Source organism: Serratia sp. X3 (assembly GCF_014982455.1).
In the GTDB taxonomy this organism is placed as follows: Bacteria; Pseudomonadota; Gammaproteobacteria; order Enterobacterales; family Enterobacteriaceae; genus Serratia; species Serratia ureilytica.
Map to the genome: position 1 here is coordinate 1,542,416 of NZ_JADCNB010000001.1, position 21,540 is coordinate 1,563,955.

General features: G+C 50.7%; 28 protein-coding genes and 1 other annotated feature (1 of these 29 running past the window's edge). Of the genes, 1 reads left to right on the top strand and 27 read right to left on the bottom strand.

Annotation, left to right across the window (positions count from 1 at the left end; all coding sequences use genetic code 11):
* Nucleotides 1-66: a sequence feature (Phe leader region), on the bottom strand; it reaches 57 nt to the left of the window's first position.
* The 5 genes from pheM to thrS form a co-directional block, all read right to left on the bottom strand.
* On the bottom strand, nucleotides 18-62 hold the full coding sequence (gene pheM, locus IMX17_RS07175) for a pheST operon leader peptide PheM (protein ID WP_121626058.1): 45 nt from the start codon (nucleotides 60-62) through the stop codon (nucleotides 18-20). It overlaps the preceding feature by 45 nt.
* Nucleotides 67-179: 113 nt before the next feature.
* The gene (gene rplT / locus IMX17_RS07180) at nucleotides 180-536 is read right to left on the bottom strand and encodes a 50S ribosomal protein L20 (protein WP_004931417.1); all 357 of its coding nucleotides are present in this window, start codon (nucleotides 534-536) and stop codon (nucleotides 180-182) included.
* Nucleotides 537-579: 43 nt separating this feature from the next.
* Nucleotides 580-777 (bottom strand): 50S ribosomal protein L35, encoded by a 198-nt coding sequence (gene rpmI, locus IMX17_RS07185; RefSeq protein WP_004931418.1) that lies wholly within the window; start codon nucleotides 775-777, stop codon nucleotides 580-582.
* A gap of 98 nt (nucleotides 778-875) precedes the next feature.
* The gene (infC, locus tag IMX17_RS07190) at nucleotides 876-1,427 is read right to left on the bottom strand and encodes a translation initiation factor IF-3 (RefSeq protein WP_048233542.1); all 552 of its coding nucleotides are present in this window, start codon (nucleotides 1,425-1,427) and stop codon (nucleotides 876-878) included.
* Between the two features lie 3 nt (nucleotides 1,428-1,430).
* Nucleotides 1,431-3,359 carry a threonine--tRNA ligase gene (gene thrS, locus IMX17_RS07195; RefSeq protein WP_025159696.1) on the bottom strand — a complete coding sequence of 643 codons (1,929 nt, stop codon included), beginning with the start codon at nucleotides 3,357-3,359 and terminating at the stop codon, nucleotides 1,431-1,433.
* Nucleotides 3,360-3,626: 267 nt separating this feature from the next.
* Between thrS and IMX17_RS07200 the strand changes: the two genes are divergently transcribed.
* Entirely contained in the window at nucleotides 3,627-4,352 is a 726-nt protein-coding gene (locus tag IMX17_RS07200) for an SOS response-associated peptidase family protein (RefSeq protein ID WP_193549519.1), read from the top strand.
* Here the strand turns inward: IMX17_RS07200 and umuC are convergent.
* The 22 genes from umuC to IMX17_RS07310 all read right to left on the bottom strand — a co-directional run bounded on the left by umuC (nucleotide 4,349) and on the right by IMX17_RS07310 (nucleotide 21,540).
* Nucleotides 4,349-5,617 (bottom strand): translesion error-prone DNA polymerase V subunit UmuC, encoded by a 1,269-nt coding sequence (gene umuC, locus IMX17_RS07205; protein WP_060660818.1) that lies wholly within the window; start codon nucleotides 5,615-5,617, stop codon nucleotides 4,349-4,351. The genes IMX17_RS07200 and umuC overlap by 4 nt on opposite strands.
* The gene (umuD, locus tag IMX17_RS07210) at nucleotides 5,617-6,039 is read right to left on the bottom strand and encodes a translesion error-prone DNA polymerase V autoproteolytic subunit (protein WP_033637997.1); all 423 of its coding nucleotides are present in this window, start codon (nucleotides 6,037-6,039) and stop codon (nucleotides 5,617-5,619) included. Before umuD ends, umuC begins: the two co-directional genes overlap by 1 nt.
* 145 nt (nucleotides 6,040-6,184) lie before the next feature.
* Entirely contained in the window at nucleotides 6,185-7,012 is an 828-nt protein-coding gene (locus tag IMX17_RS07215) for a hypothetical protein (protein WP_193549520.1), read from the bottom strand.
* A gap of 155 nt (nucleotides 7,013-7,167) precedes the next feature.
* A complete protein-coding gene (locus tag IMX17_RS07220; protein ID WP_193549521.1) occupies nucleotides 7,168-9,030 on the bottom strand; it encodes a hypothetical protein in 1,863 nt (620 codons plus the stop codon).
* The gene (locus IMX17_RS07225) at nucleotides 9,031-11,520 is read right to left on the bottom strand and encodes a host specificity factor TipJ family phage tail protein (protein ID WP_193549522.1); all 2,490 of its coding nucleotides are present in this window, start codon (nucleotides 11,518-11,520) and stop codon (nucleotides 9,031-9,033) included.
* On the bottom strand, nucleotides 11,480-11,899 hold the full coding sequence (locus IMX17_RS07230) for an NlpC/P60 family protein (RefSeq protein WP_227414471.1): 420 nt from the start codon (nucleotides 11,897-11,899) through the stop codon (nucleotides 11,480-11,482). The genes IMX17_RS07225 and IMX17_RS07230 overlap by 41 nt, the downstream gene beginning before the upstream one ends.
* Complete coding sequence (locus tag IMX17_RS07235) at nucleotides 11,892-12,362, bottom strand: DUF1833 family protein (RefSeq protein WP_193549523.1); 471 nt, start codon at nucleotides 12,360-12,362, stop codon at nucleotides 11,892-11,894. The genes IMX17_RS07230 and IMX17_RS07235 overlap by 8 nt, the downstream gene beginning before the upstream one ends.
* The gene (locus tag IMX17_RS07240; protein ID WP_046688430.1) at nucleotides 12,363-12,830 is read right to left on the bottom strand and encodes a hypothetical protein; all 468 of its coding nucleotides are present in this window, start codon (nucleotides 12,828-12,830) and stop codon (nucleotides 12,363-12,365) included.
* 57 nt (nucleotides 12,831-12,887) lie between these two features.
* Nucleotides 12,888-15,608 carry a tape measure protein gene (locus tag IMX17_RS07245; protein WP_193549524.1) on the bottom strand — a complete coding sequence of 907 codons (2,721 nt, stop codon included), beginning with the start codon at nucleotides 15,606-15,608 and terminating at the stop codon, nucleotides 12,888-12,890.
* A 64-nt stretch (nucleotides 15,609-15,672) separates the two neighbouring features.
* Nucleotides 15,673-16,005 carry a hypothetical protein gene (locus tag IMX17_RS07250; RefSeq protein WP_141173918.1) on the bottom strand — a complete coding sequence of 111 codons (333 nt, stop codon included), beginning with the start codon at nucleotides 16,003-16,005 and terminating at the stop codon, nucleotides 15,673-15,675.
* Between the two features lie 12 nt (nucleotides 16,006-16,017).
* Nucleotides 16,018-16,395 carry a hypothetical protein gene (locus IMX17_RS07255; RefSeq protein ID WP_193549525.1) on the bottom strand — a complete coding sequence of 126 codons (378 nt, stop codon included), beginning with the start codon at nucleotides 16,393-16,395 and terminating at the stop codon, nucleotides 16,018-16,020.
* A gap of 111 nt (nucleotides 16,396-16,506) precedes the next feature.
* Entirely contained in the window at nucleotides 16,507-16,707 is a 201-nt protein-coding gene (locus tag IMX17_RS07260; RefSeq protein ID WP_060660822.1) for a lipoprotein, read from the bottom strand.
* 152 nt (nucleotides 16,708-16,859) lie between these two features.
* Nucleotides 16,860-17,219 carry a hypothetical protein gene (locus IMX17_RS07265; protein WP_193549526.1) on the bottom strand — a complete coding sequence of 120 codons (360 nt, stop codon included), beginning with the start codon at nucleotides 17,217-17,219 and terminating at the stop codon, nucleotides 16,860-16,862.
* A complete protein-coding gene (locus tag IMX17_RS07270) occupies nucleotides 17,219-17,593 on the bottom strand; it encodes a hypothetical protein (RefSeq protein ID WP_193549527.1) in 375 nt (124 codons plus the stop codon). The genes IMX17_RS07265 and IMX17_RS07270 overlap by 1 nt, the downstream gene beginning before the upstream one ends.
* Before the next feature lie 113 nt (nucleotides 17,594-17,706).
* Entirely contained in the window at nucleotides 17,707-18,378 is a 672-nt protein-coding gene (locus IMX17_RS07275; protein WP_193549528.1) for a DUF6246 family protein, read from the bottom strand.
* A 51-nt stretch (nucleotides 18,379-18,429) separates the two neighbouring features.
* Nucleotides 18,430-19,179, bottom strand: coding sequence for an Ig-like domain-containing protein (locus IMX17_RS07280; protein ID WP_193549529.1), 750 nt, complete (start codon nucleotides 19,177-19,179; stop codon nucleotides 18,430-18,432).
* A gap of 60 nt (nucleotides 19,180-19,239) precedes the next feature.
* On the bottom strand, nucleotides 19,240-19,623 hold the full coding sequence (locus IMX17_RS07285; protein WP_193549530.1) for a hypothetical protein: 384 nt from the start codon (nucleotides 19,621-19,623) through the stop codon (nucleotides 19,240-19,242).
* Nucleotides 19,620-20,018, bottom strand: a complete 399-nt coding sequence (locus tag IMX17_RS07290; protein ID WP_193549531.1) for an HK97-gp10 family putative phage morphogenesis protein — start codon at nucleotides 20,016-20,018, stop codon at nucleotides 19,620-19,622. The genes IMX17_RS07285 and IMX17_RS07290 overlap by 4 nt, the downstream gene beginning before the upstream one ends.
* A 2-nt stretch (nucleotides 20,019-20,020) precedes the next feature.
* The gene (locus IMX17_RS07295) at nucleotides 20,021-20,368 is read right to left on the bottom strand and encodes a hypothetical protein (RefSeq protein ID WP_193549532.1); all 348 of its coding nucleotides are present in this window, start codon (nucleotides 20,366-20,368) and stop codon (nucleotides 20,021-20,023) included.
* Nucleotides 20,369-20,371: 3 nt separating this feature from the next.
* Nucleotides 20,372-20,608: a hypothetical protein gene (locus tag IMX17_RS07300; RefSeq protein WP_193549533.1), complete on the bottom strand. Its 237-nt coding sequence runs from the start codon at nucleotides 20,606-20,608 to the stop codon at nucleotides 20,372-20,374.
* Nucleotides 20,609-20,781: 173 nt separating this feature from the next.
* On the bottom strand, nucleotides 20,782-21,180 hold the full coding sequence (locus IMX17_RS07305; RefSeq protein ID WP_089191651.1) for a hypothetical protein: 399 nt from the start codon (nucleotides 21,178-21,180) through the stop codon (nucleotides 20,782-20,784).
* A gap of 66 nt (nucleotides 21,181-21,246) precedes the next feature.
* Complete coding sequence (locus IMX17_RS07310) at nucleotides 21,247-21,540, bottom strand: hypothetical protein (protein ID WP_193549534.1); 294 nt, start codon at nucleotides 21,538-21,540, stop codon at nucleotides 21,247-21,249.

Genomic DNA, 21,540 nt, shown 5'->3' on the forward strand with positions numbered 1-21,540 from the left:
CGCAAAGCCTCCTGAAATCAGGCGCTAAAGTAAAAAAAGAAACGAAAAATAGCTGCGTGCATGATTGCGGTACCTTGTCGATGATTGTCCACCAGTGATATAGCGGCGGGCAATGAAAGTCAATATTTGTCGCTGAAAACAAAGATTAAAAGAGGGAGCAAGCTCCCTCTTCTACTGACTTACGCCAGAGCTGCTTTCGCTTTCTCAACCAGTGCGCCGAAGGCCACTTTGTCGAAGACTGCGATGTCAGCCAGGATCTTACGGTCAATTTCGATCGAGGCTTTTTTCAGGCCGTTGATGAACTTGCTGTAAGACAGACCGTTCTGACGAGCAGCTGCGTTGATACGTGCAATCCACAGCTGACGGAACTGACGCTTACGTTGACGACGGTCACGGTAAGCATACTGACCTGCTTTGATTACTGCCTGGAAGGCAACACGATATACGCGCGAACGGGCACCGTAGTAGCCTTTCGCCTGCTTCATGATTTTCTTGTGACGTGCGCGTGCAATTACACCACGTTTTACGCGAGCCATATGCTCTCTCCTAAAGTCTTATTCTAAATTCAAAAAAAATGGCTTATGCGTACGGCAGGCACGCGGTAACCAGGACCAGATCGTTTTTAGACACCATGCCTTTCGGACGCAGGTGACGTTTACGCTTGGTTGCTTTTTTGGTCAGAATATGACGCAGGTTGGCATGTTTACGCTTAAAACCACCGCTGCCGGTTTTTTTGAAGCGCTTGGCTGCACCACGTACAGTTTTAATCTTTGGCATTTTAATTAAATCCACTTCGCATTGTTAAACAACGAATCAGTTGGGCGAATAAAACCCACACAGCGCAAGCGCCGCGCGGGTTCCATTACTTGTAAGCCTTACTGTTTCTTCTTAGGAGCGAGCACCATAATCATCTGGCGGCCTTCGATCTTCGTAGGGAAGGACTCGACCACTGCCAGATCCATATCTTCACACAGGTCTTTACGGACGCGATTAAGCACTTCCATGCCGATCTGCTGGTGCGCCATCTCACGCCCGCGGAAACGCAGGGTGATTTTGGCTTTATCGCCATCTTCCAGAAAGCGAATCAGGTTGCGTAGTTTGACCTGATAGTCGCCATCATCGGTGCCAGGACGGAATTTGATTTCCTTAACCTGGATAACTTTTTGCTTCTTCTTCTGTTCTTTCGTCGACTTGCTCTTCTCGTAGAGGAATTTGCCGTAATCCATGATTCGGCAAACTGGCGGTTCGGCATTTGGGCTGATTTCTACTAAATCAACGCCCGCTTCCTCAGCTTTTTCAAGAGCTTCATTCAGACTGACAATACCAATCTGCTCGCCATCGACGCCGGTTAGGCGAACTTCTTGCGCGCGAATTTCTCTGTTAATGCGATTAGGACGCGCCGGTTGAACTCGTTTTCCGCCTTTAATACTTTATTCCTCCAGTTGATGAAGACTACGGCTGCGAATCTCTTTCAGCAGCTTGTCTACGACTTCGTTTACGTCCAGGCTTCCCAGGTCTTTGCCACGGCGGGTACGAACGGCAACTTTGCCTGCTTCGACCTCTTTGTCACCGCACACCAACATGTAAGGGACTCGACGTAAAGTATGTTCGCGAATTTTAAAGCCAATCTTCTCATTTCTCAAGTCCGCTTTCACGCGAATACCTGCATCCTGCAGTTTTTTGGTCAATTGCTGGACGTAATCAGACTGGCTGTCGGTGATATTCATCACCACCACCTGCACCGGAGCGATCCAGGTCGGGTAGAACCCGGCATATTCTTCGGTAAGGATACCGATGAAGCGTTCCATGGAGCCCAAAATGGCGCGGTGAATCATTACCGGCACGACGCGATCGTTGTTTTCGCCAACGTACGATGCGCCCAAACGGCCCGGCAAGAAGAAATCGAGCTGCACGGTACCACATTGCCATGCGCGATCCAAACAATCATGCAGGGTAAATTCAATTTTCGGTCCGTAGAAGGCACCCTCGCCCGGCTGGTACTCGAACGGAATGCCGTTCTCGGTCAGCGCGGCGGCCAGGTCTTCTTCCGCACGGGTCCACATGTCGTCGGTGCCGATGCGTTTTTCCGGACGCGTGGACAGCTTGACGGCGATCTTGTCGAAGCCGAAAGTGCCGTACACGTCATAGACCATGCGAATGCATTCGTTCACTTCGGCGCGCACCTGCTCTTCGGTACAGAAGATGTGGGCGTCATCCTGCGTGAAGCCGCGCACGCGCATCAGGCCGTGCAGGGAACCCGAAGGCTCGTTGCGGTGGCAGCTGCCGAATTCGCCCATGCGCAGCGGCAAATCGCGGTACGACTTCAGGCCCTGGTTGAAGATCTGCACGTGACCCGGGCAGTTCATCGGCTTGATGCAGTATTCACGGTTTTCCGACGCGGTGGTGAACATGGCGTCTTTGTAGTTTTCCCAGTGGCCGGTTTTTTCCCACAGCACGCGGTCCATCATGAACGGACCTTTCACTTCCTGGTACTGATACTCTTTGAGCTTCATGCGCACGAAGGCTTCCAGCTCGCGGAAGATAGTCCAACCGTCGTTGTGCCAGAACACCATGCCCGGCGCTTCTTCCTGCATGTGATACAGGTCGAGCTGTTTGCCGATCTTGCGGTGATCGCGCTTGGCCGCTTCTTCCAGGCGTTGCAGGTAGGCGTTCAGCTGCTTCTTGTCTGCCCAGGCGGTACCGTAGATACGCTGCAGCATTTTGTTTTTGCTGTCGCCGCGCCAGTAAGCGCCGGAGGTTTTCTGCAGTTTGAAATGGTGGCAGAAACGCATGTTCGGCACGTGCGGACCACGGCACATGTCGACGTATTCTTCGTGGTGATACAGGCCCGGACGATCGTCATGGCTGATGTTCTCATCCAGGATCGCCACTTTATAGATTTCGCCGCGCTCAGCGAAGGTGTCGCGGGCTTCTTGCCAGCTGACCTTCTTCTTGATGACGTCGTAATCCTTATCGGCCAGCTCGTGCATCCGCTTTTCCAGCAGATCCAGGTCTTCCTGCGTCAGGGTGCGGTCGATATCCACGTCATAATAGAAACCGTTGTCGATAACAGGACCGATCGCCATTTTGGTATCCGGCCACAGCTGCTTGATCGCATGACCCAACAGGTGCGCGCAGGAGTGGCGCATGATTTCCAGACCGTCTTCGTCTTTGATGGTGATGATGGCCAGCTGCGCATCTGATTCGATCAGATCGCCGGCGTCGACCAGCTCGCCGTTGACGCGGCCGGCGATACAGGCTTTCGCCAGGCCAGGGCCGATATCGCGCGCGACATCCATCGGGGAAACGGGGTGGTCGAAATGACGCTGACTTCCGTCAGGAAGGGTAATAACAGGCATTAATAATTCCTTATCTACAGTGGTGACCCACACGACAGATCACATGAAGAAATACAATATTGTTTAACTACATGATGTTATCGACGCTATCCAGCTTTACCCTGCCAGATATGTACACTCATATGTACACAATTTGAAATGTACTATGTTGTTACGCCATAACGGGATGAGTAGTCTATCACTAGAGAAAGGCCATCATCTACAAGAGGATTTACAAACCCTCCCCTCGTCTATACTTCCACTATCATCCTCTAAAGGGATATCAGTATGTGTGGCCGTTTTGCTCAAATTCAAACTCGTGCAGATTATCTAGATGTTCTGGCATCCGATCTAGAATTTGCCGGCGCATTGGATAACGTGCCGATTGCACGTTACAACGTGGCGCCAGGTACTCGCGTACTGATATTGAATCAGCGTGACGACAAGCTACACTTTGATCCTGTTGACTGGGGGTATGGCCCTGATTGGTGGCGTGAAATGAGGCGTCAGCCGGTTATCAATGCTCGCGTTGAAACAGCCGCCACCAGCAGAATGTTCAAGCCGCTATGGAATCACGGTCGCGCGCTGGTGATGGCAGATGGCTGGTACGAGTGGAAGAAAGACAAGCACGAAGCCAAAGTAAAGCAGCCCTATTTCATCTATCACGAATCGAAAGCACCTATATTTTTCGCCGCAATAAGCCGCCATCATCCCGATGCTAAAGATCATCCCGATGCTAAAGATCCTCCTGATGATGACGGTTTTGTCATCGTGACCTGCGCCAGCGATTCGGGTCTGCTCGATATTCATGACCGCCGGCCTGTCGTTCTGCCACCAGCAGCTGCACGCGAGTGGATTAAGCCAGACATCACATCAGCGAGAGTAGAAGAACTCGCGAACGAAGCGGCCACATCTCCCGACGATTTCGCCTGGCATCCTGTAGGAAAATCAGTCGGCAATATCCGCAATGACAGCGCTGAGCTGATTAAGCCTATCGCCAATCCACTAGTTTAATAAACCCGAGCGCGCGGCAGATCACTAAGCCGCGTAGTGTATGCCGGTGACAGTAGCTCACGCTTCATTGACCACACCTGATGCGCCCCTTGACCAGCAAACCACAGTTTCGCCCTACCCGAATTGTTTATCCGATCAAGCACGCCCATGAGCTGTTCACTGTTATGCCGTGGTTTGTACTCATCGAACAGTCCTAACTGAGCCACGCCTTGACTGTAAAAATCCTGCAGCATCACCCCGCCTTTCTGATACCGATGACCGGGTTGCCAAATCGCATCAAGGCAACGCATAGCCGCGGCGATAATGTCGCGAGTATCCTGTGTGGGTACGCTCAGTTTTATGCTTGCGGTGTTGCCGTAGTACTCCTCATTGATGGCAAATGGGCTGGTTTTGAGCCACGCGCTGACATGCCGGCAATACTGATGCTCCTCCCTCAGCTTCTCCGCTGCACGCGTCGCGTACATGCAAATAGCCTGATGCATCTGGTCATACTCGGTGATCCGGTCACCGAAGCTGCGGCTGCAGATGATTTGCTGTTTTGTCGGCGCAAACTCCTCCAGCTCGAGACAAGGCTGACCACGTAGCTCACGCACCGTTCGCTCAATGACAACGCTGAAATGCTTGCGGATCATCGCAGTGCTTGCATCGGCCAGTTGTAGTGCCGTTTCAATCCCCATCATGTTGAGCTTTTTCGATATCCGGCGTCCGATACCCCAGACCTCATCGACCGGCACGAGGCCCATCAATTTGCGCTGGCGCCCTTCATTAGATAGATCCACTACTCCGCCGGTCTTGTCCCACTTCTTCGCTGCGAAATTTGCCAGCTTGGCTAACGTCTTGGTTTGGGCAATGCCAACGCCCACAGTTAGCCCAGTGTTGCGCAGTACCTTGGCCCTCACCTGACGACCGAAAGTATCAAGATCAATGCAGTTACGAACGCCAGTCAGATCAAGGAAACTTTCGTCAATTGAATACACTTCCACGCGAGGTGCCATCTCTTCTAAAACGGCCATCACACGCTGAGACATGTCTGCGTATAACTCATAGTTGCTGCTGAACGCGATGCCCCCTGCGCGCTCAAATTCCCTCTTAATTTTGAAATAGGGTTCTCCCATCTTTAGCCCTAACGCCTTCGCTTCCTTGCTCCTGGCTACGACACATCCGTCGTTATTCGACAGAACGACAACAGGACGCCCTCGCAGATCTGGTCGCCACAACGTTTCGCAGCTCGCGTAGAAGCTGTTCACATCAGCAAGCGCGTACATCACTTGAGCCTCGTTATCGAAGACACAACAACGCCCATCACCTCCAGATCGTCGCCGCCGTCATGAAGCAGGATCGGCTCATATTTCGGATTCATGGGTTCCAATTGCGCACGGGGATGTAAACAGAGGCGCTTAACGGTGAACTCGCCGGCTATGCTGGCTATAACGATATCGCCATGGGCTGGGCTGATGCTGCGGTCAACAACAAGCATAGAGCCCTCAGTGATCCCTGCCTCAAGCATGGAATCACCTGTCGCATAGAGAAAATAGGTCGCATTGGGATGGCTGATACAGTACTCGTTCAGATCGATGCGCGAGCTGACGTAATCTGCTGCGGGACTGGGAAACCCCGCCGGCACCTTGTCGGCGAACAGCGGGATTTTGAGCTTGGTTGGGTTTGGTGTTGGATAAAAGAAAGTCATAATGTTGCCTTGTTACTGTGTTTTTATACAGTATATGCGCAAGATTTTGACGGGGGAAAGTTCGGATTTTTGTTAGATAGGTAGGATATTGATCGGTAAAGAAAGATAGTTTTGATGAATGGCCGGGTTCCCTCCCGGCGACCGCTTACGATTGCAGTTCAGCCTTTAACGAGTTGAAACGATCATAGAGCGTCTGCTTGGCGCTAACTGCCAATGGCCCAGGGATAACAATCTGAGCAGCAATATCCCCCTGGAAACCGTGGCTCAATGGGTTACCTGCACCACCAATAACAAGTCGTCTTGAATCAGCGGTAGCAAACCCTTTTGCCTCGAAGTTTTGCTGCTGCAGTAGCGATCCGTCATGCTCCCAGCGGTGTACTTTGTTCGTAACCTCAATGGCTGCAATATGCCACTGGTTATCACGAAATCCTGGAATTGTTGTGTTGATCGGATAGTTGCTCGGAACGCTGGCTGCGGTGTCACCATGGTTGATCCACACAATATCGGTCTGGAATGAATCATTCCCGAACCGCACACGCAACCAATCAGGGACCGTTGTGTAGTTCCCGCAGATATTTCCCCCTGTACCTGTATACCCTTCAGTATTTGGCAATGGAATTCGGTACAGAATAAATGTTGAATATACGCCGTCAATCGGGAATGTCTCGTAAGCATTGTTTGCGATTAATGCGCCAGAATTAGATGCTGCACGACCAAATCGCAAAGCAAAACCTTTCCCAGCAGTAATAATACGTGGTTTCATCGGAGATATTGGCGCCCAGTTCGCTCTGCCTGTTTTATCCTGAACAATAGAGACATCACCGCCACTACTTGTAACACCACTTTTAGCCTCAATCCATGCCGAAGGATTCATCTGCAAGATGTCAATTTCTTGTTTAGAGATATCAAGTTTAGGAAGGTTTGGGTTTTTCTTTTGATGCTCTGTGTTTAATACAATCATAGAATAAGACATTAACTTAACTCCCAAGTGAACGCTGGCAGCCATTGATAATTGACCTCACCAGTATATAAGTTTGTAACACCTGTTTTTGTACGGAATAATCCGCGAGCGCCGTCAATCGGGCCAGATTGGTTATTGCTCCCCGTCCGCCGCTGAGCGTAACTAATTTATACACTTCGCGTATTAGTAGGATTATCGATAGTCAATCTTATTCCTACCTTACCGAATGCTTCTGCATTTGTGATGCTAATAGCCGATCCATCTCGCGCACGAATGCCAAAACCAGCTCCAGCACCAAGGCCAGCAGGGTTAACGATTTCACCAGAATCATCTCTGACAATCTCGATAGATGACGAGTTGATAATTTCGATTGTGTTTACCCCAGACCAATAGACATCCATCGGTTTAACAGGAATGAACCCTGTACCAAAGCACTCGAAAGCTACTGCACGCGCGAGTGATACGCCGCGCATATTTTGCCCCTTCGAGTTAATGTGAATAACGTCCCCTGGGTGCGGGTACTGATAGCCTGGACCAGTGAACCGAATATTACCCACCCCATCTGCGTTTAGCTGCCCCAGCCGCACATTTCTAAAATCCCACTCTGTGTAAGGCCACCAGCTGCATTGCTCTACAAAAATAGATATGGCGGGGTGTTCTCCTCCGAAAATGCGCTTAACCTCAGCATTAATATTCCTGTCAAAATTCATCAGAAATCTGGTGTATAGGTCTGCGTAAATGCCACCAGTCCCATCAATATCTGTCTCTCCTGCTTTTACGTCAATACCCAAGACTATGGGATTAAATCCCATGCGTTCACAAATTCTTTTTGCGTCAATGAGCCCCTGAATTAAAGCCGACCATGCGGGCGTCCCTTTCGTCAGGTTTCGGTAAGCCTTGCCGCCCTCGGCCGCAACATAACGCAGAATATGAATGCGCTTACCAGTAAGCTTTTCAACTTCACTGATAATATGCGCAGCAGAAGATGAGCATGCCGTTTCTTTCCACCCACCGTTCACTGTATCCGTCAGCGAAACAATTTCATCGATCTGTGCTGCTCCACGATTCGGATTCTCCTTCCCGGCGCCACGGTCAGACTTGAACATCCATGCGTTGTCAGGATAGAGCTGCGTCGTGGCAACCAACACGTCATCTGCGTAAGTGCTCCAACCTTGCGCAAGAGATTGGCCAAATGTTGGCAAGATGTACATCACAGGGCGCGGATCATTAGAAACGGAGATACGCGTTGCGCCGTAATTCATAAACGTATCACTGGCCGCCGTCGCTTGCGTTATCTGCTGTGCTGCAGGTTTAAGTTCCCCTACCCGTTTTAATCCATCAGGTGTAGCAAAATAGTACCCACCATCCTCAGTCCATGCTTCAACAATATAATTCTCTGTATCAACAACAACTTTAGTACATACCGCACCATCAGGAAGGACGAAGGGTTTTGATTCGAAATACGGTTTTACTACCAGATCTGAATCAGCAGCGACACGCTGCATCTTCCCATCTTTATCAGCAAAAACATGATGTCCATCATCAAGCATCAATGGAGCAAATGAACCATCAGGAAAAAGCACACCAGCAGCAATATTACTGTCAATACCAGCCAGATCATTCGGCACCATGCTCACCCTGTTTTTAAATTCAACTAATGCGTTTGATACTTCTTCACTAATATCGTAAAGAAACTCACTGGATGGATAACTTTTCTCTGTTTTTTTTCCTACTCCATTCACGTTTTGCCAAACATCAGCGATACTGTGGTTATCATCTGACCAAACGAAGTAATATGCCCCATTGGGTATTTCGCCAGATGAGATTGCTGCATTAGCTTCTGAAATCGTCCACGGATGACCAAGAGGAGCGATATTAGCTAATGCGCCTGCCCAGGTATAACGCTTTACACCAAACCTATCGGTATACGTTTTATTGTTTGAGTTGACAATTTCATCAACCTTTCCAGAGTTGAATTTTAAATCCCTTACGTCCTCGCTTGGGATTGGCTTATTCGTTGGTGTAGTCATTTACGCTGTAACCTCGTAATTATACATTTCATCGTTGTATTCAGACATGGTTAACGAGGTTGTCCCGTCGCCATTCGGTTTCTTTTCCGTGATCGTCCATTTCGTTGCGTCCATCTCTACTTGCGAGGCGATGACGTAACGAGACGGCGACTGTGTGTTGTAGCCGTCATAGAGGTTGAGGGTTATTTCTGGTACTGCTGCAGTGAAGCCAAATATGCTATCTGTGCGAGGAAATGCCTGGACGCGCACTGTAGGCGCACCGATTGCATCAGTAACGACCACAAACATATCCCCAGCCCATTCGATGCGTTCGCTTGTGTCGAAGTTGTTGCCGTTTCGCGCAACGATATAGCCATCCTGCTGGTTCGCGTCGTAGATATCGGCTACCTGCACCATCTGGCCGACGTTCACCCATTCACCATCAGCAAGCGCGCGGATAGCCATCGTTTGGCGTGAATACAGCAGCCGGCGAACTTCTTTCAATGCCCGATCCCGTGCCTGAAAAGAATTGCGGATAAACAGCATGTCAAACTTCTTCGCCTTTACCGGTTCGCCCTCTTCTATCGAGTTGCCGACGATCCGGTAGCGGATGAATGCCTGTTTATTCGTGACCGGGTTTCGATATTTGACCTCTACCCCATCAAAACCACCGGGTAGCGTCATGTCGTAGGAAAGGCTGTAATCCTCCGCTTTCATGTTGGCGCGGTTGAATACCGTCGTTGCGCTTGGCTTCCGTTCATCGCGAGTGAAAGACAACACTCCGCCATCCCAAAACGCGGTTACCGTCGCCGCATCACAGATCGTCTGAATCCGAGAACCCAGCGAGATATCTTCGTCGTCGAAGGTGTAATCGAAATAGCCCAGGCGCTGATCCGTCAACGATGCCGCGATAGAGTAAAGTTCGTAGATGTCGATGCTCGACTCTGGCTGACCGCCCATTTTTAGCCAGGTGTGCAATACAGCGTCAGCAAACGAACGTGAAGGCCTTTCTGTGTAATCGACCGTCTGTGTAGCCAGGTTGTAGCTGATAACATGACGGGTGATTAGAGCGTTATATTTTCGCTCCCTCGCACTGGTTGCGCGCTCTGTCGCAGTGACAGTGACGGTTACGAGCGTGTCATTCGGGTAAACAACGTTGGTGCGCGTCCTGACGATGTGAACAGCTTCGACCTTCAGAATTGAGTGATCGTTACTGTTGTTGGTTCTGACAAACTGAAGCGCATAACGACCATAACCGGCTGCCGGCGTGATTTTGGTTGTCCCGTACTTGGTATCTGCATTCTCGTCATCATTGTTAAGTCCGATGTTTAGAAACTCTGTAGTCCCTGGGATCTGGTTGTTGTCATCGTCAATTTTCCACCATGTGACCGTTGTTCGTGCATAGTCACCATGCCCCAGTTGCGCCTGCAGATGAATCCAAAGCTGAGTCCCCTCTACTGGTGAAAATGACGGGCCAATTACCAACGGTTCATTGTCGTTTAGCGTGAATATCGACGTGTTGATCACCGCATCATCGGGGATCTGCCCAATATCATTGCCCCCCAGGTTTATGAAGGTGAATTCGTAGAAATACTGCGGATTAACTGGGGCGCCATCGTCGGTTGTCGTAGCACTGAAGAGATCGGCAAATACAGTGATATCGCGTGTTACTGGGCCTGATACTGTGTTGTAGGTGACATTGACCACAAACGACACAGAATGAGGCTTAGACAGGTCATAGAAGTAATCAAAGTCGCTGTTCTGCTTGATTTTCACCTTTGCCTGTCCGGCGATGAACTCGCCAGAAACCATGTCGGTAGTCGTCGCCGTTTCTGCTGGGAAATCACCGCTCTCGTTCGGCCCAGGAAGCTCCTGGCCGTCGATGTCGTCGAAAGCGAACCCCTCATTGATCAGCGGGATGTTCTCGCCTGGCTGGTAGATACGGTATGAGGCGCCAGCCAGCGCGCCAAGGTTCGATTCTGAGTACCTGACTGACGTGACGTCATACCGGCCCAGCCCGAAGTTCATCCACTCGGTCACCTTCTTGATGTTCTTGTCGTACTCAAACAGCGACTCCTGAATCAGGTCTGGGTACGCGCGCACCTGGCCGTAGTTGTCAGGCTTTGCCTCGCCATTTCGCGCAATGTTGGTCTGCCCTTTCAGGCTGTTGTTCGGGGAGGTCTTTGCGTTGCTGCTTGTCGCCACGCCCGCACTTGGCTGGCCGAGCAATGACGTCAGGATTTTTTGAACAAACTTTATCGGTGCGAAAATCGGGCTTAGCACTTTGCCAATGGTGCCGCTTTTCGGCTGGTCGAAGACGCTGATCACGTCGCCATCGTTGAGTAGGAAATTCAGCTCATCATCAGGCTGCAGCTTTACGCCATTACGCAGAATTTCAACATCACAGTGAAGGTTGGCCGATTTCAGCCAGGGATAGAACATGCTGCCGGCGGGAAGGTTGTGACGTTCTTTAGGCAACCCCGGCACGCGCTGAACTTCGATCAACGGCATAGTCGTAAAACTCCAATTTGGTGAAAACTCGCTCCAGCGTCCGTAGTTTGTCAAAGCGCACATGCCCCGCTTCGCCACGGCTATGGAATGCTTGCCCATCAATGACCAAACCAACGTGGGCTGGCTGACCGCCGTAATACGCGATAAAAATGCTACCGTCGGCCGCTTTCTCGGCCTGATGCCAGAACACAACATCACCGGAAAAACACGTCAGGAAGTCGCTACCGGCTTCGTAGTCCGGCGTTTGGTGTATCTCTATGCCGAGCACATGCCGGTAATACAGCACCACCAGTCCCCAGCAATCAGCTGCGTCGAACGAGCACGCCCGATCGCGCCACGGCTTACCCTCCATGGCGTGAATGAAGTCAGGTTTATGCATTGGCGAGTCCTGGGAATTCAGTGGTGTTGTAGAGAAAGCCGATGTTGTTGTTTAGCGGGTTCTGCAGCGTGAGCGAGCACGTTACGTCAGCCTCATCGAGAGAGGCATCTTTCACATACAGCGTCCAAGACTTCAGCGGCGTGTTCATGTCCGCCGCATCGAAACGCTGATACGAGGCAGAGATAGGCGTTATGCGTGAGTGCGCGCGCCACAGCTTCAGCTGCTGCTTAAAGTCCTGTGCCAGGCGCCCGAATTTCACCGTTGAGTTGATCACCGGCGTACTGCTCTGCTGGCTCTCTGCGACCTCCATTCGACACGGTGAAAACACCTGGCCGGCGAACGTCTTTGGGTATATCTGGTTTGCCACCAGCCGGAGAACGCCAAATGACGGATGGCTAAACGTCATCGTGTCGTAGATGATCCGGTTAGGCCGCTGTGACTGAAACTCTCGTAATGTAGGCATTCAATACTCCGGCATGTCGCGGTTGACCACTTCATCAATGATCCCCCACTGATACGGCGGCAGCTCAACAATGACGTCTGAGAACTCGTCATCTGGGTTGTAGACCTTCCGAGTGATTACGCTCGCCGTCCACGTCGTCGTGTTGCCGTTGATGCTCGTTTGCACCGGCGGTGCCACAAAATGCAGTTCCTGCAGTTGCAGGCCTGAGCCACCCAAGTTGCAAAGCATCGTGAACCACTGATTGCCGTTATCCAGGTAACGAGGGCTGCGATACCACTGCTCGAATGCCCGATCTTCTTGCAGCGTGAAAATCCACGTCAGCGACCAGGTGGTTTTGAGGTCATCTGTCAGGCGCTGGAAGATAGGTGCGCCCACTGCAGGCTGATCGGTGCGGAACCCTGCATCAATCGTGCGGCTCTTGTTAGCCTTCTGGGGAAGTGATAGCCAGTCGGGATAAGGTATTGCCACGGTTTTCTCCCGGTAATAAAAAACCCGCCGAAGCGGGTTATGTTGGTTTGAGTGCTGCTATTCAGTGGCTTTGCGAGGTGCCTGGTGATACTGGGATATACCCTGGCTGATTTGGCCGCCCTGCTGCAGATCAGCCAGCACAATGCGCACCACATCGCTACCATCAGCACCTTTGCTGGCCTGGGTATCCATTACACCAGCGCCGGATGAGTAGTTTTCGATAATGATGGTTGGCGCCGCACTGCCGCCGCCGGTCATCTGCTTGTTGCTAATCACCTTGCCGTTGTCACCGGGGATCATGTACTGCTTACCAGTGCTCGCCTGGTAAATCTCTGGCTTGCCTCGCTCACCTACCTGGTACATTGCGCCAGCGCTCACAGGGCCGCCGTTATAACGCGCTCCAGCCAAAGCCAGCCCACCAGCCAATCCAACGGTTGAGGTTATCCCTGCAGCCGCTGGAGCAGCGTTAGCGCCAAGAGTTGCCAGGGATGCCATTGCGGCCGCCGGCGCCCAGGCTGAAGCCGTTGTTGCAGCCATACCCACAGATGATGCCACGGAGGCGGCGCCAAGAGTCTGGCCGAGGATGTAGTTTTTCAACGCCTCCACGCCTACCTGAACGATGCTGTTTATCACGCTGTTCAGGATAGTGTTGCCAAGCGACCTCATCGCCTCTTGTGCCGACATGGTGCCGGTAAGTAGCCCTGTAATAGCGTTTGAGGCATTGCCAGAGAAAGCATCAACAGCACTCGTCAGCATGTCGTAGCCAAGGCTCTGCTGGCTCAACAGCTGCCATTGCGCCGCCGTCTGCTGCTCCTGGTATTGCTTCTCCTGGGCAGTGCGCAAAGCCAGGTACTGATCATCCGTGGCCTGTTTAGCCAAGATGAATTGGTCATAGCTGATTTTTCCCTGCTGGTAACTCTGCTGCAGTATCGCTTGCTCCTGCTGTTGATACTGCTGCATCAGGGCCAGCTTCTGAGCATTCTCATTCGCCAACTGCTGAACCGGATCAACTTCAGCACGTGCAGATGCAACAGGGTTAACTACAGCCTGAGCGTTAATCTTCGCTAAGTTGTTCTGATGCTCCAGCGCCATTTTCTCGGTGGCGGTGTTGTACTCCTGAAGGTCAATCTTCCCGGCATCCAGCGCAGCTTTCAGGTTCTGCATGGATTCGGCGTAGGATTTATTCTCTGCCTTCTCAGGCATAGCCTTGATCGCCTCAGTGACGCCTTTGGCTGCAGCGACAGCATCCCATGCTTTGGCTGCATACTCACCGGCCAGAGTAACCTGTGCTTGCGTCGCGCCTTTACCGAGTGATTGCTGCGCGGTCAGGATCGCCTGCTCTCGGCTAAGCTCACTTGTTGAGCCCGCCGCAAGTTCGGACTGCTGTTTCAGGTTTGCCAGCTTCTGAGCAACGCTTTCCGCCTGGTTGGCTGATTTTTTACCCTCCGCATTGCTTTCTTTCTGGGCTTTGGTATTCCGCTCTATCTCGGCATACTGATCTTGGAGTTTCTTCACTCGCGGATCATTCTTAGATATACCAGCATCTTCAGCGTCATACACTGCCTGTAGCCTGGCTCTTGCTTCCCCTTCTAGTTTCGATAGTTCTATGCGACGCTGAGAACGCTTCACCAATGCATCTTGTTTAGGGTTTGCAGTGCCTGAGTTATTGAAATTAATCGTTTCATTGGCTGCGTTTTCTGAAGCTTTTGCCACCGAATTCATATCGCCGATCAGCGTGGCTGCTTTGTTGCTGAGAGCTGCTAAAGCCTGATTTTGTTCTGACCAGCCATCAAGTCCAAGCCATGACCACGTTCTTGCTCTTCGTGCATACATTTCGCCAGTTGACGTGAGATCTGCAATCTTCTGTGATGCCGTCTCAGTTTTTCCACTTAGCCTATCTATTGCTGCGCTAATAGAGTCAATAACCTTCACCATGGTTGCGCTAGCGCCCATAGCTTCGTTCATTTTCCCAATTAGATTTTGAAGGGAAATCGTAAGGGAGTTGCTCGCCTGATCCATCGTCCTTGGGAGCTTCGAGAATTCATCGTTAACAGCCGATGACTGCTTCATGATTGCATTAAGTGCATCCTGAGCGCTCAACTTACCCTCGAGCATTGCTTGTCGCAACTGCCCCATTGATAGTCCCATCCCTGCGCCAATCTGCCTAGCAAGCTCAGGCATTTGTTCAAGGATGGAGTTAAATTCTTCGGCTCTTACTGTGCCGGAGGAAATAGACTGGCCGAATTGTCTTAATGCATTTGCCATCTCTTCTGTAGAAGAGCCGCCAACTCGCCCTATTTTCTGAAGCGTATCGGTTAATGCAAGTATTTGGGTGTTGGTTGCTCCAGTCCCTTTTAGCGCGGAGGTCATCGCCTCCCACAGCTTGGCCGTATCCCTAAGGCTAGCGCCAGTAGTCGATGCTATGGCCGTCAACGTTTCAAACGTAGACATTGCTGCTGCGGCATCAGTTGATAGCCTGAGGATCCGTGACTGAAGTTGCGTAATGTTATCGGCGACTGTCAAAAAAGCCTTGCCGTAATCGATAATCAAAGCAACTGATATTGCGCTTGCAACCCCGCTCAACACTGATTTAAACCCAGACATAGACCTACCAGCACTGTCGGCAGAGGATGTCAGTCCATCAACGGCTTTAGATGAACGATTGGCTTGTTTTTCCATCTCCCCTAACACGACAGCTGCTTGACGGCTACCTGTGACCATCTTTGCAGTTTCAATATCAACTTGGTAAACCAAGCTCCCACCGTCCTGCTCCGCCATTTACTGATCTCCGGGCATAAAAAAACCCCGGTTGAACGGGGTTTATTTTCTAATGGTTAATATTTTACTTGCAGGCTTCATTACCTACATAATCAGCGATTGATTGGGGAACTATATCGCTCATATTCGGGTCAGCGCGGGATAACTTCATTTGCTCTAGGGTCTCGCCATCACCCAGATACTTTACTGTGCGATTAACACAGTCGTAAGCACGCTCAGAGTATGACACCCCGGAACTACCCTCTCGCTTAGTAATAATGGTTTTCAGACCATCACGCTCCCCCTTACCTAACACTGTATACACAGCCTTGGAATCGGTAGGAATTGAAATTTTATACTCTGCCGACATGGCAAATGGAGAAATAAACAATGCAAGTAAAAATAAATTCTTTTTCATAGATACCCCATATCAACCAGCCCAACCTTCCAACTTTCTCTTCGCTTCTATCTGCGCAAGTTTATCAAAGTCTTTTTGTCGGCGCAGGATTACTGAATATTGATAATATCCATGATGGCCTGGCGCTTTGAACTCAGGAAAAGGATGAGGCTTTTTTATCCAGGTCTCATAACTGCTGACTCTAGCGTCGTGAGCCGCTTTTAATGCTGGCAAAGCAAGCTGAGCAAACGCAATCTGTTGCTTACACAGTTCTATCGCTTTCTCAAGGTGAAATGCATCTGCTCTCAGCTTGTAGTGCTTCTTGATCTGCTCCTGCAATCCGAAGTGAACCTGAATTATCTGTTCATACGAAAGATGCCGCAGGCCATCCAGCCATTCTTCCTCAGTCACATCCCTATCCCCATCAATCAAAGATATGGGAATCGTAGCAGATGGCGCGCGGCTGGCAACGAAAACGAGGGGCCAGAAAGCAAAAAGCCCACTCAGGTGGGCTTTTATCAGTTAGTAGTTTCTCTCGGCACGCTTCATCAGCCTGTCTTGTGGCGATTGAGTTTTGGTAGACAGAGGAGCGACAAACTCTTTCCACTCTTTGCTGTCTTTTTGAGCAGATGATTGTTTGCTATTCAATTGATAATCATCGTTCTGGCCTGCGCATCCCGATAGAACTATCACACCTAGGGCAACCAGCAGTGACTTACGCATATCTATATCCTTATAGGAACAAACAACTCATCAAATGATAACGAATCTCACTTGTGAGGTAAAGCAAGACTTAGAAAGCAAAAACCCACCTATTGAGTGAGTTACCACTATGATAAATCCAAAGTGATGCAATTATTGTTAAAGAATTAACTTTATCTCTGCTCACGCTTACCAAACGCATACCCCAAGGCCAGCGTAAGTATAGGTGTAAAGATTGACCAGACATCTTTTAACGCAGAAATAATGTCAATTTTATCCGGCTCGTTTTTATCAAATACAAAATGAAAATATGACAACATGATGCAAATACTGAAGGTGGCGCCAAGATAAAAGCAATACTTCAAGGTCATCCATATGAAAGAATCTCTTGCATGCTCCCCAGTTCCTATTTGAGCTGCAATGGTCCCTGTTGTACTTACACCGGATACACCACCACTTTTGATAGATGGCCGGTTAGCGGTATTCTCTTGGCTGTTTATTGGCTCGACAGAGGGTGTAATCTGGTCTGACATTATGCATCCTCGTACAAGGAATACGTCGTTATTAGCACCGTTTGGTCAGTGCTCGTCTTTTGTACAAACGTAAGCCAAGTAATGTAAATCCTACCCCCATCTTTTTTAGTACCGATCTCATGAGGGATAATTAAACCTGCTGGCGTGCCGAGAGGACTTTTGATAAAATTATGAGTAAATGTAATATTATTACTATTTACCTCAACACTTAAAATTGTTTTCGGTGCTTTTTCATCAGTTAAAACATTAGTTACGATAATTATATCCAAACCACCGTAATTTAACTTCAATCCTTGTTCACCCTCTCCACAAACAAAATGAAACGTACCAGACTCAACTAGCTTTCTTCCATTCCCCGTTGCTGTGATCAACATATTTTACACTCTCAACTAACACTAACCCTGACATTAAGCATTAAATTATACCATCGAACAAATAGAAAAACACTGTGCAGCTCGCGGTCAACTGACTGTATAAATAGGCGAAATCATGCAAGAGCCATCATCGCCTGCCAGCGCTTCTCATCTTCGTCCATGACCTGATCGTACTCTTCGCGCGTGAAGCCTTTCTGCTCTGGGTACTTAGCCGCCAGCAGTAGCTGAAACTCGGTCATCGAAAGGCGCTCTGCTTCGGCGCGAGGCATATTGAAATGATTGCGCGCTGCACTGATGTACTCGAAGGCGTTGAACTCGTTCACGTAGCTGTTCGACTCGTGTCGCTGCAGCTTGCGCATCTTTGCCTTGCCGATGATGCCGTGAGTGATCAGCGACTGGCCGATTACGATGATATCGCTCGCCGGCATCTTGCCGCGGCGAAACACGAAAGCCCTCTTACCTCGTTTGCTTGGCCGCAACTCTCCCACCAGCGCGCTAAGGTCATCATCACAGCATGCCTGCATGACGATCATCCCGGCGAATATTGCTGAGCTACTGAATGACGGCGCGTTGATGTATGCCAGCAACCACCCAGGAACCTCACCGTATGCCTCTACAGCGGCTACAAGTAACCGTGGCGACTCACTGGTATGGAGTTCAGCAAATCGCTCTACAATCTCCGCTGGCGAGCCTATGCGGGTCATATTTGCGAACGAAGGTCGAAGGAAGTAATCGCGATCGGCATCGGTGATGACCATCTCGCCTAGTTCAGTGATTGGTGTCATGAGATGCCTCGAATAATTATCATCAAGGGCGCAGTACGCCCTTTGTGATAGTCACGCGGTAACGGTGATCGCGCTGGTTGATGTTTTGGCGCCATCGTTGGTGGTAAACGTGATTGTGGCCGCGCCGGCAGAAACGCCAGTAACGAGACCTGACTGATTGACGGTGGCCTTACCGGTTGCCGAGGATGACCAGGTGCCGGTTTTGTCGCTGGCATCAGCTGGCGCCACGGTAGCGGTAAGCTGTTGAGTAGCCCCTACAGCAATGCTTGCTGTTGCTGGCGCCACTGTCACCCCGGTAACCGGTACATCCGCGGCGACTTCAAACACAACAGTATCGGCATCAGCAACTTTCCACTCGCCAGAGAAAGTGGCGATGTCGCTCGTACCAAAATCACCAGACCACGACGTAGTATTGAAGTAGCCCATGATGTAGGTGCCGGAGTCTTCGCCGACGAAATCGAATCGCACCCAGATAGACGGCTGCCGGGCGGCCTGAACTTCATCGAAAATGTATTTGGAGATGTTGAGCGCGCCAATCTCAGTGGTTTTGTCTTTACGACGGAACTCGCCCTCACCGGAAATGGTGATGTCCATATTGGTTACCAGGTTCTCCACCAGCCCTTTCGCATCGTCTGCTTCAGACGTCACGGAGTTTGGTGAGAAGTCGAAGCCCTTGGTGGTCATAGCGCCGAGGCGCTTCCAGTCACCCAGAGCCGGCAGCGTGTCAGCACAGCCGAAAGCCATACGCACTACCGCGACTTTACCGATCAGCTTGCCGGTATCATTTGCACAACCTTGCATGTGTTACCTCTTCAAATAAAAAAGGCCGCCCAGAGGCAGCCTGATGGATAGATATGTGCGTTATTCGCCGTAGGTGCAACAGACTAAAAGCCGATAGATTAATCGCCCATCTGCTGATGGGATTGGCGTTGGAGAGCCTCCAGGCAGACGCATAGCGCCAACACAGCTATCAGCGCCCTGCTGGCTGCTGATGTAATCGGCGATTTTGTTCGCCGCGGCATCTGCTTCTGCATTCTTCCCTTTGGCCCCGACAACATCGACCATTACGAAGAAATCTCCGCCGCGGTCGTATTGAATATCTGAACCTCCACCTGGCCGGAACACGATGAAAGCGTCGGATAACTTACCCGTGTCGTTCCACATCAGCGTTTGGATGGTGAGCCCCGCGGTTAGGCCTACACTCTCGAAAATATTTCGTAGGCGGAGATACATTGGAGGTGTCATAGCATCATCTCCTTCCTGATTATCTCGTCCACCTGCCGGCGGGTTTTATCTGCGGCCTTGGTTAAGAATTTAGGTTCACCAGCAGGATCCCAGTAATTGCCGCGGTTGTTTGGCCGCGGTAACCCCTTCATGATGCCAGTGGCGTTATGGACATAGACCGCATAATTCGATGAGTAACCGATACGGCCAGTAATCCGAGTACCGTTGATCATTGTCTCCTGGTACTGCGAATTTATCAGGTTACTGGTGTCAACCGGGGTCATCAGCGCTGCTTCATTAGCGATTATCATCACGGCCGATTTGATAGCCCTGACTGCCTTTCTCGTCCTGATGTCCTCAACCACCGCATCAAGGCGCCGCTGGGCCTCTTTGATACCTTTTATCTTTACGCCCATCGCTACGCTCCAGTCAGAATGGCTATATCCTCTGCCAGGCGCTCAAACGTGTCGGCATGGCGGATCACCTGTACCACCTCATCGGCACCCGCGGCGATCGGGTCTATCATGGTAGACACGCCGATAAGCAGATAGTCTCCTTTCTTGGCGTCGGTGAATTCAGTCCACACCGTGTTTTTAACAGTGATCTCCGAACCGATATTGTTCAGCTTCGCCGAGAGTCCGCCCTGGTAATCGCACATGATAATTTCAGGCGGAGCCCAGCCAAGAGGATCGCCCGCTTCGCTATTGCCAAGATTGCGCCAGATGGTGGCTTGGGCGGTATAAGACCAGCTTGCTGCACTCGACACCTGTCACTCCTTTGGCGCCATAATGCGCTCAATCTCAAACCACTCGATATTCAGCGCGTTGACCTGCTGACCTTTTCCTACCGGTACGAAGAGACCGACGGTGTCGCCGCATTCAAGTTGCAAGTAACGGTCGATAATGATTTGCGCGACAACGGAATCACTAAACGTCTTTGTTTCACCAGCAACGTGATAAACCACCGTCACGTTTAATGCGCTAATGGTACTTTTTACAATCGGCATCTTTCATTCCCTCCATTGCAACACCTTCGAACCAGTCTCACGAATGCGCGGACAATTGATGAACCATTCACCATCCGATTTGACGTAAGCAGTAGTCTGCCGATCGGAATCTGTCTTCACCCAGACGCGCTCAAAAGGCTTTGGTAACCGTTCGGCGACAGGTATCCAAGCCATCAACCACCACCGCACATGCAGCCGCCCTTGCCAATCCAGACACCGGCAAAAGCCTTGTTTGTTGGGTCGGGCGGGATCAGGCCTGTAGCGCATCCTTGTTTATCCAACCCCCGCAGCAGGTTCAGCGCCCCTTTCCAGCGATCGCTGAATGACTGATAGCGGAACGAACGAGATGCACCGCTTGGCGCCGTTTGAGAGCTGATGTATTTATCGCCCTGGCCTAATCCCATAAGCCCGAGAAGATAGAGTTGGATGAGTAACGCTGTGGATGCTGGGTAATTCGCATCCAGACATTCCTGAATGCTGTTCACCTGCTCCACCAGCGCATCCAGGACGAAATCAGGCAAAGTGATACCCTGTGACTCCAGATATTCTTTGGCCTTTTCTTTAGTCACCATGGCTGATTCCTGTAAGAAGATACCCCGCCGGAACGGGGCATAAAAAAACCGCCTTGGCGGCGGCTGTTATTCAACAGGGAACAGATTTTCGAGCTCGCCTTCCGGCAACAGTTCAGCGAGCTTTTCTTCGCCGAGGTTGCCTTTGAACTCAATCCCCAGATCAGTGAGCCGCGCCTTGATAGCATCCTTGCGCGACTTTGTTTCGTTGCCGGCATCCGGGGTAGCCGGGGTCAGTTCACCGCCGGCCGCGCCACGCATCAACCGAACGTTAGATTTCAGCGCTGGGTGAAGCTTTTCCAGTTCCAACACATCCCCGATTTCTACGCCATTCCAGGGGCGAATAACTTCGTATTTAGCCAT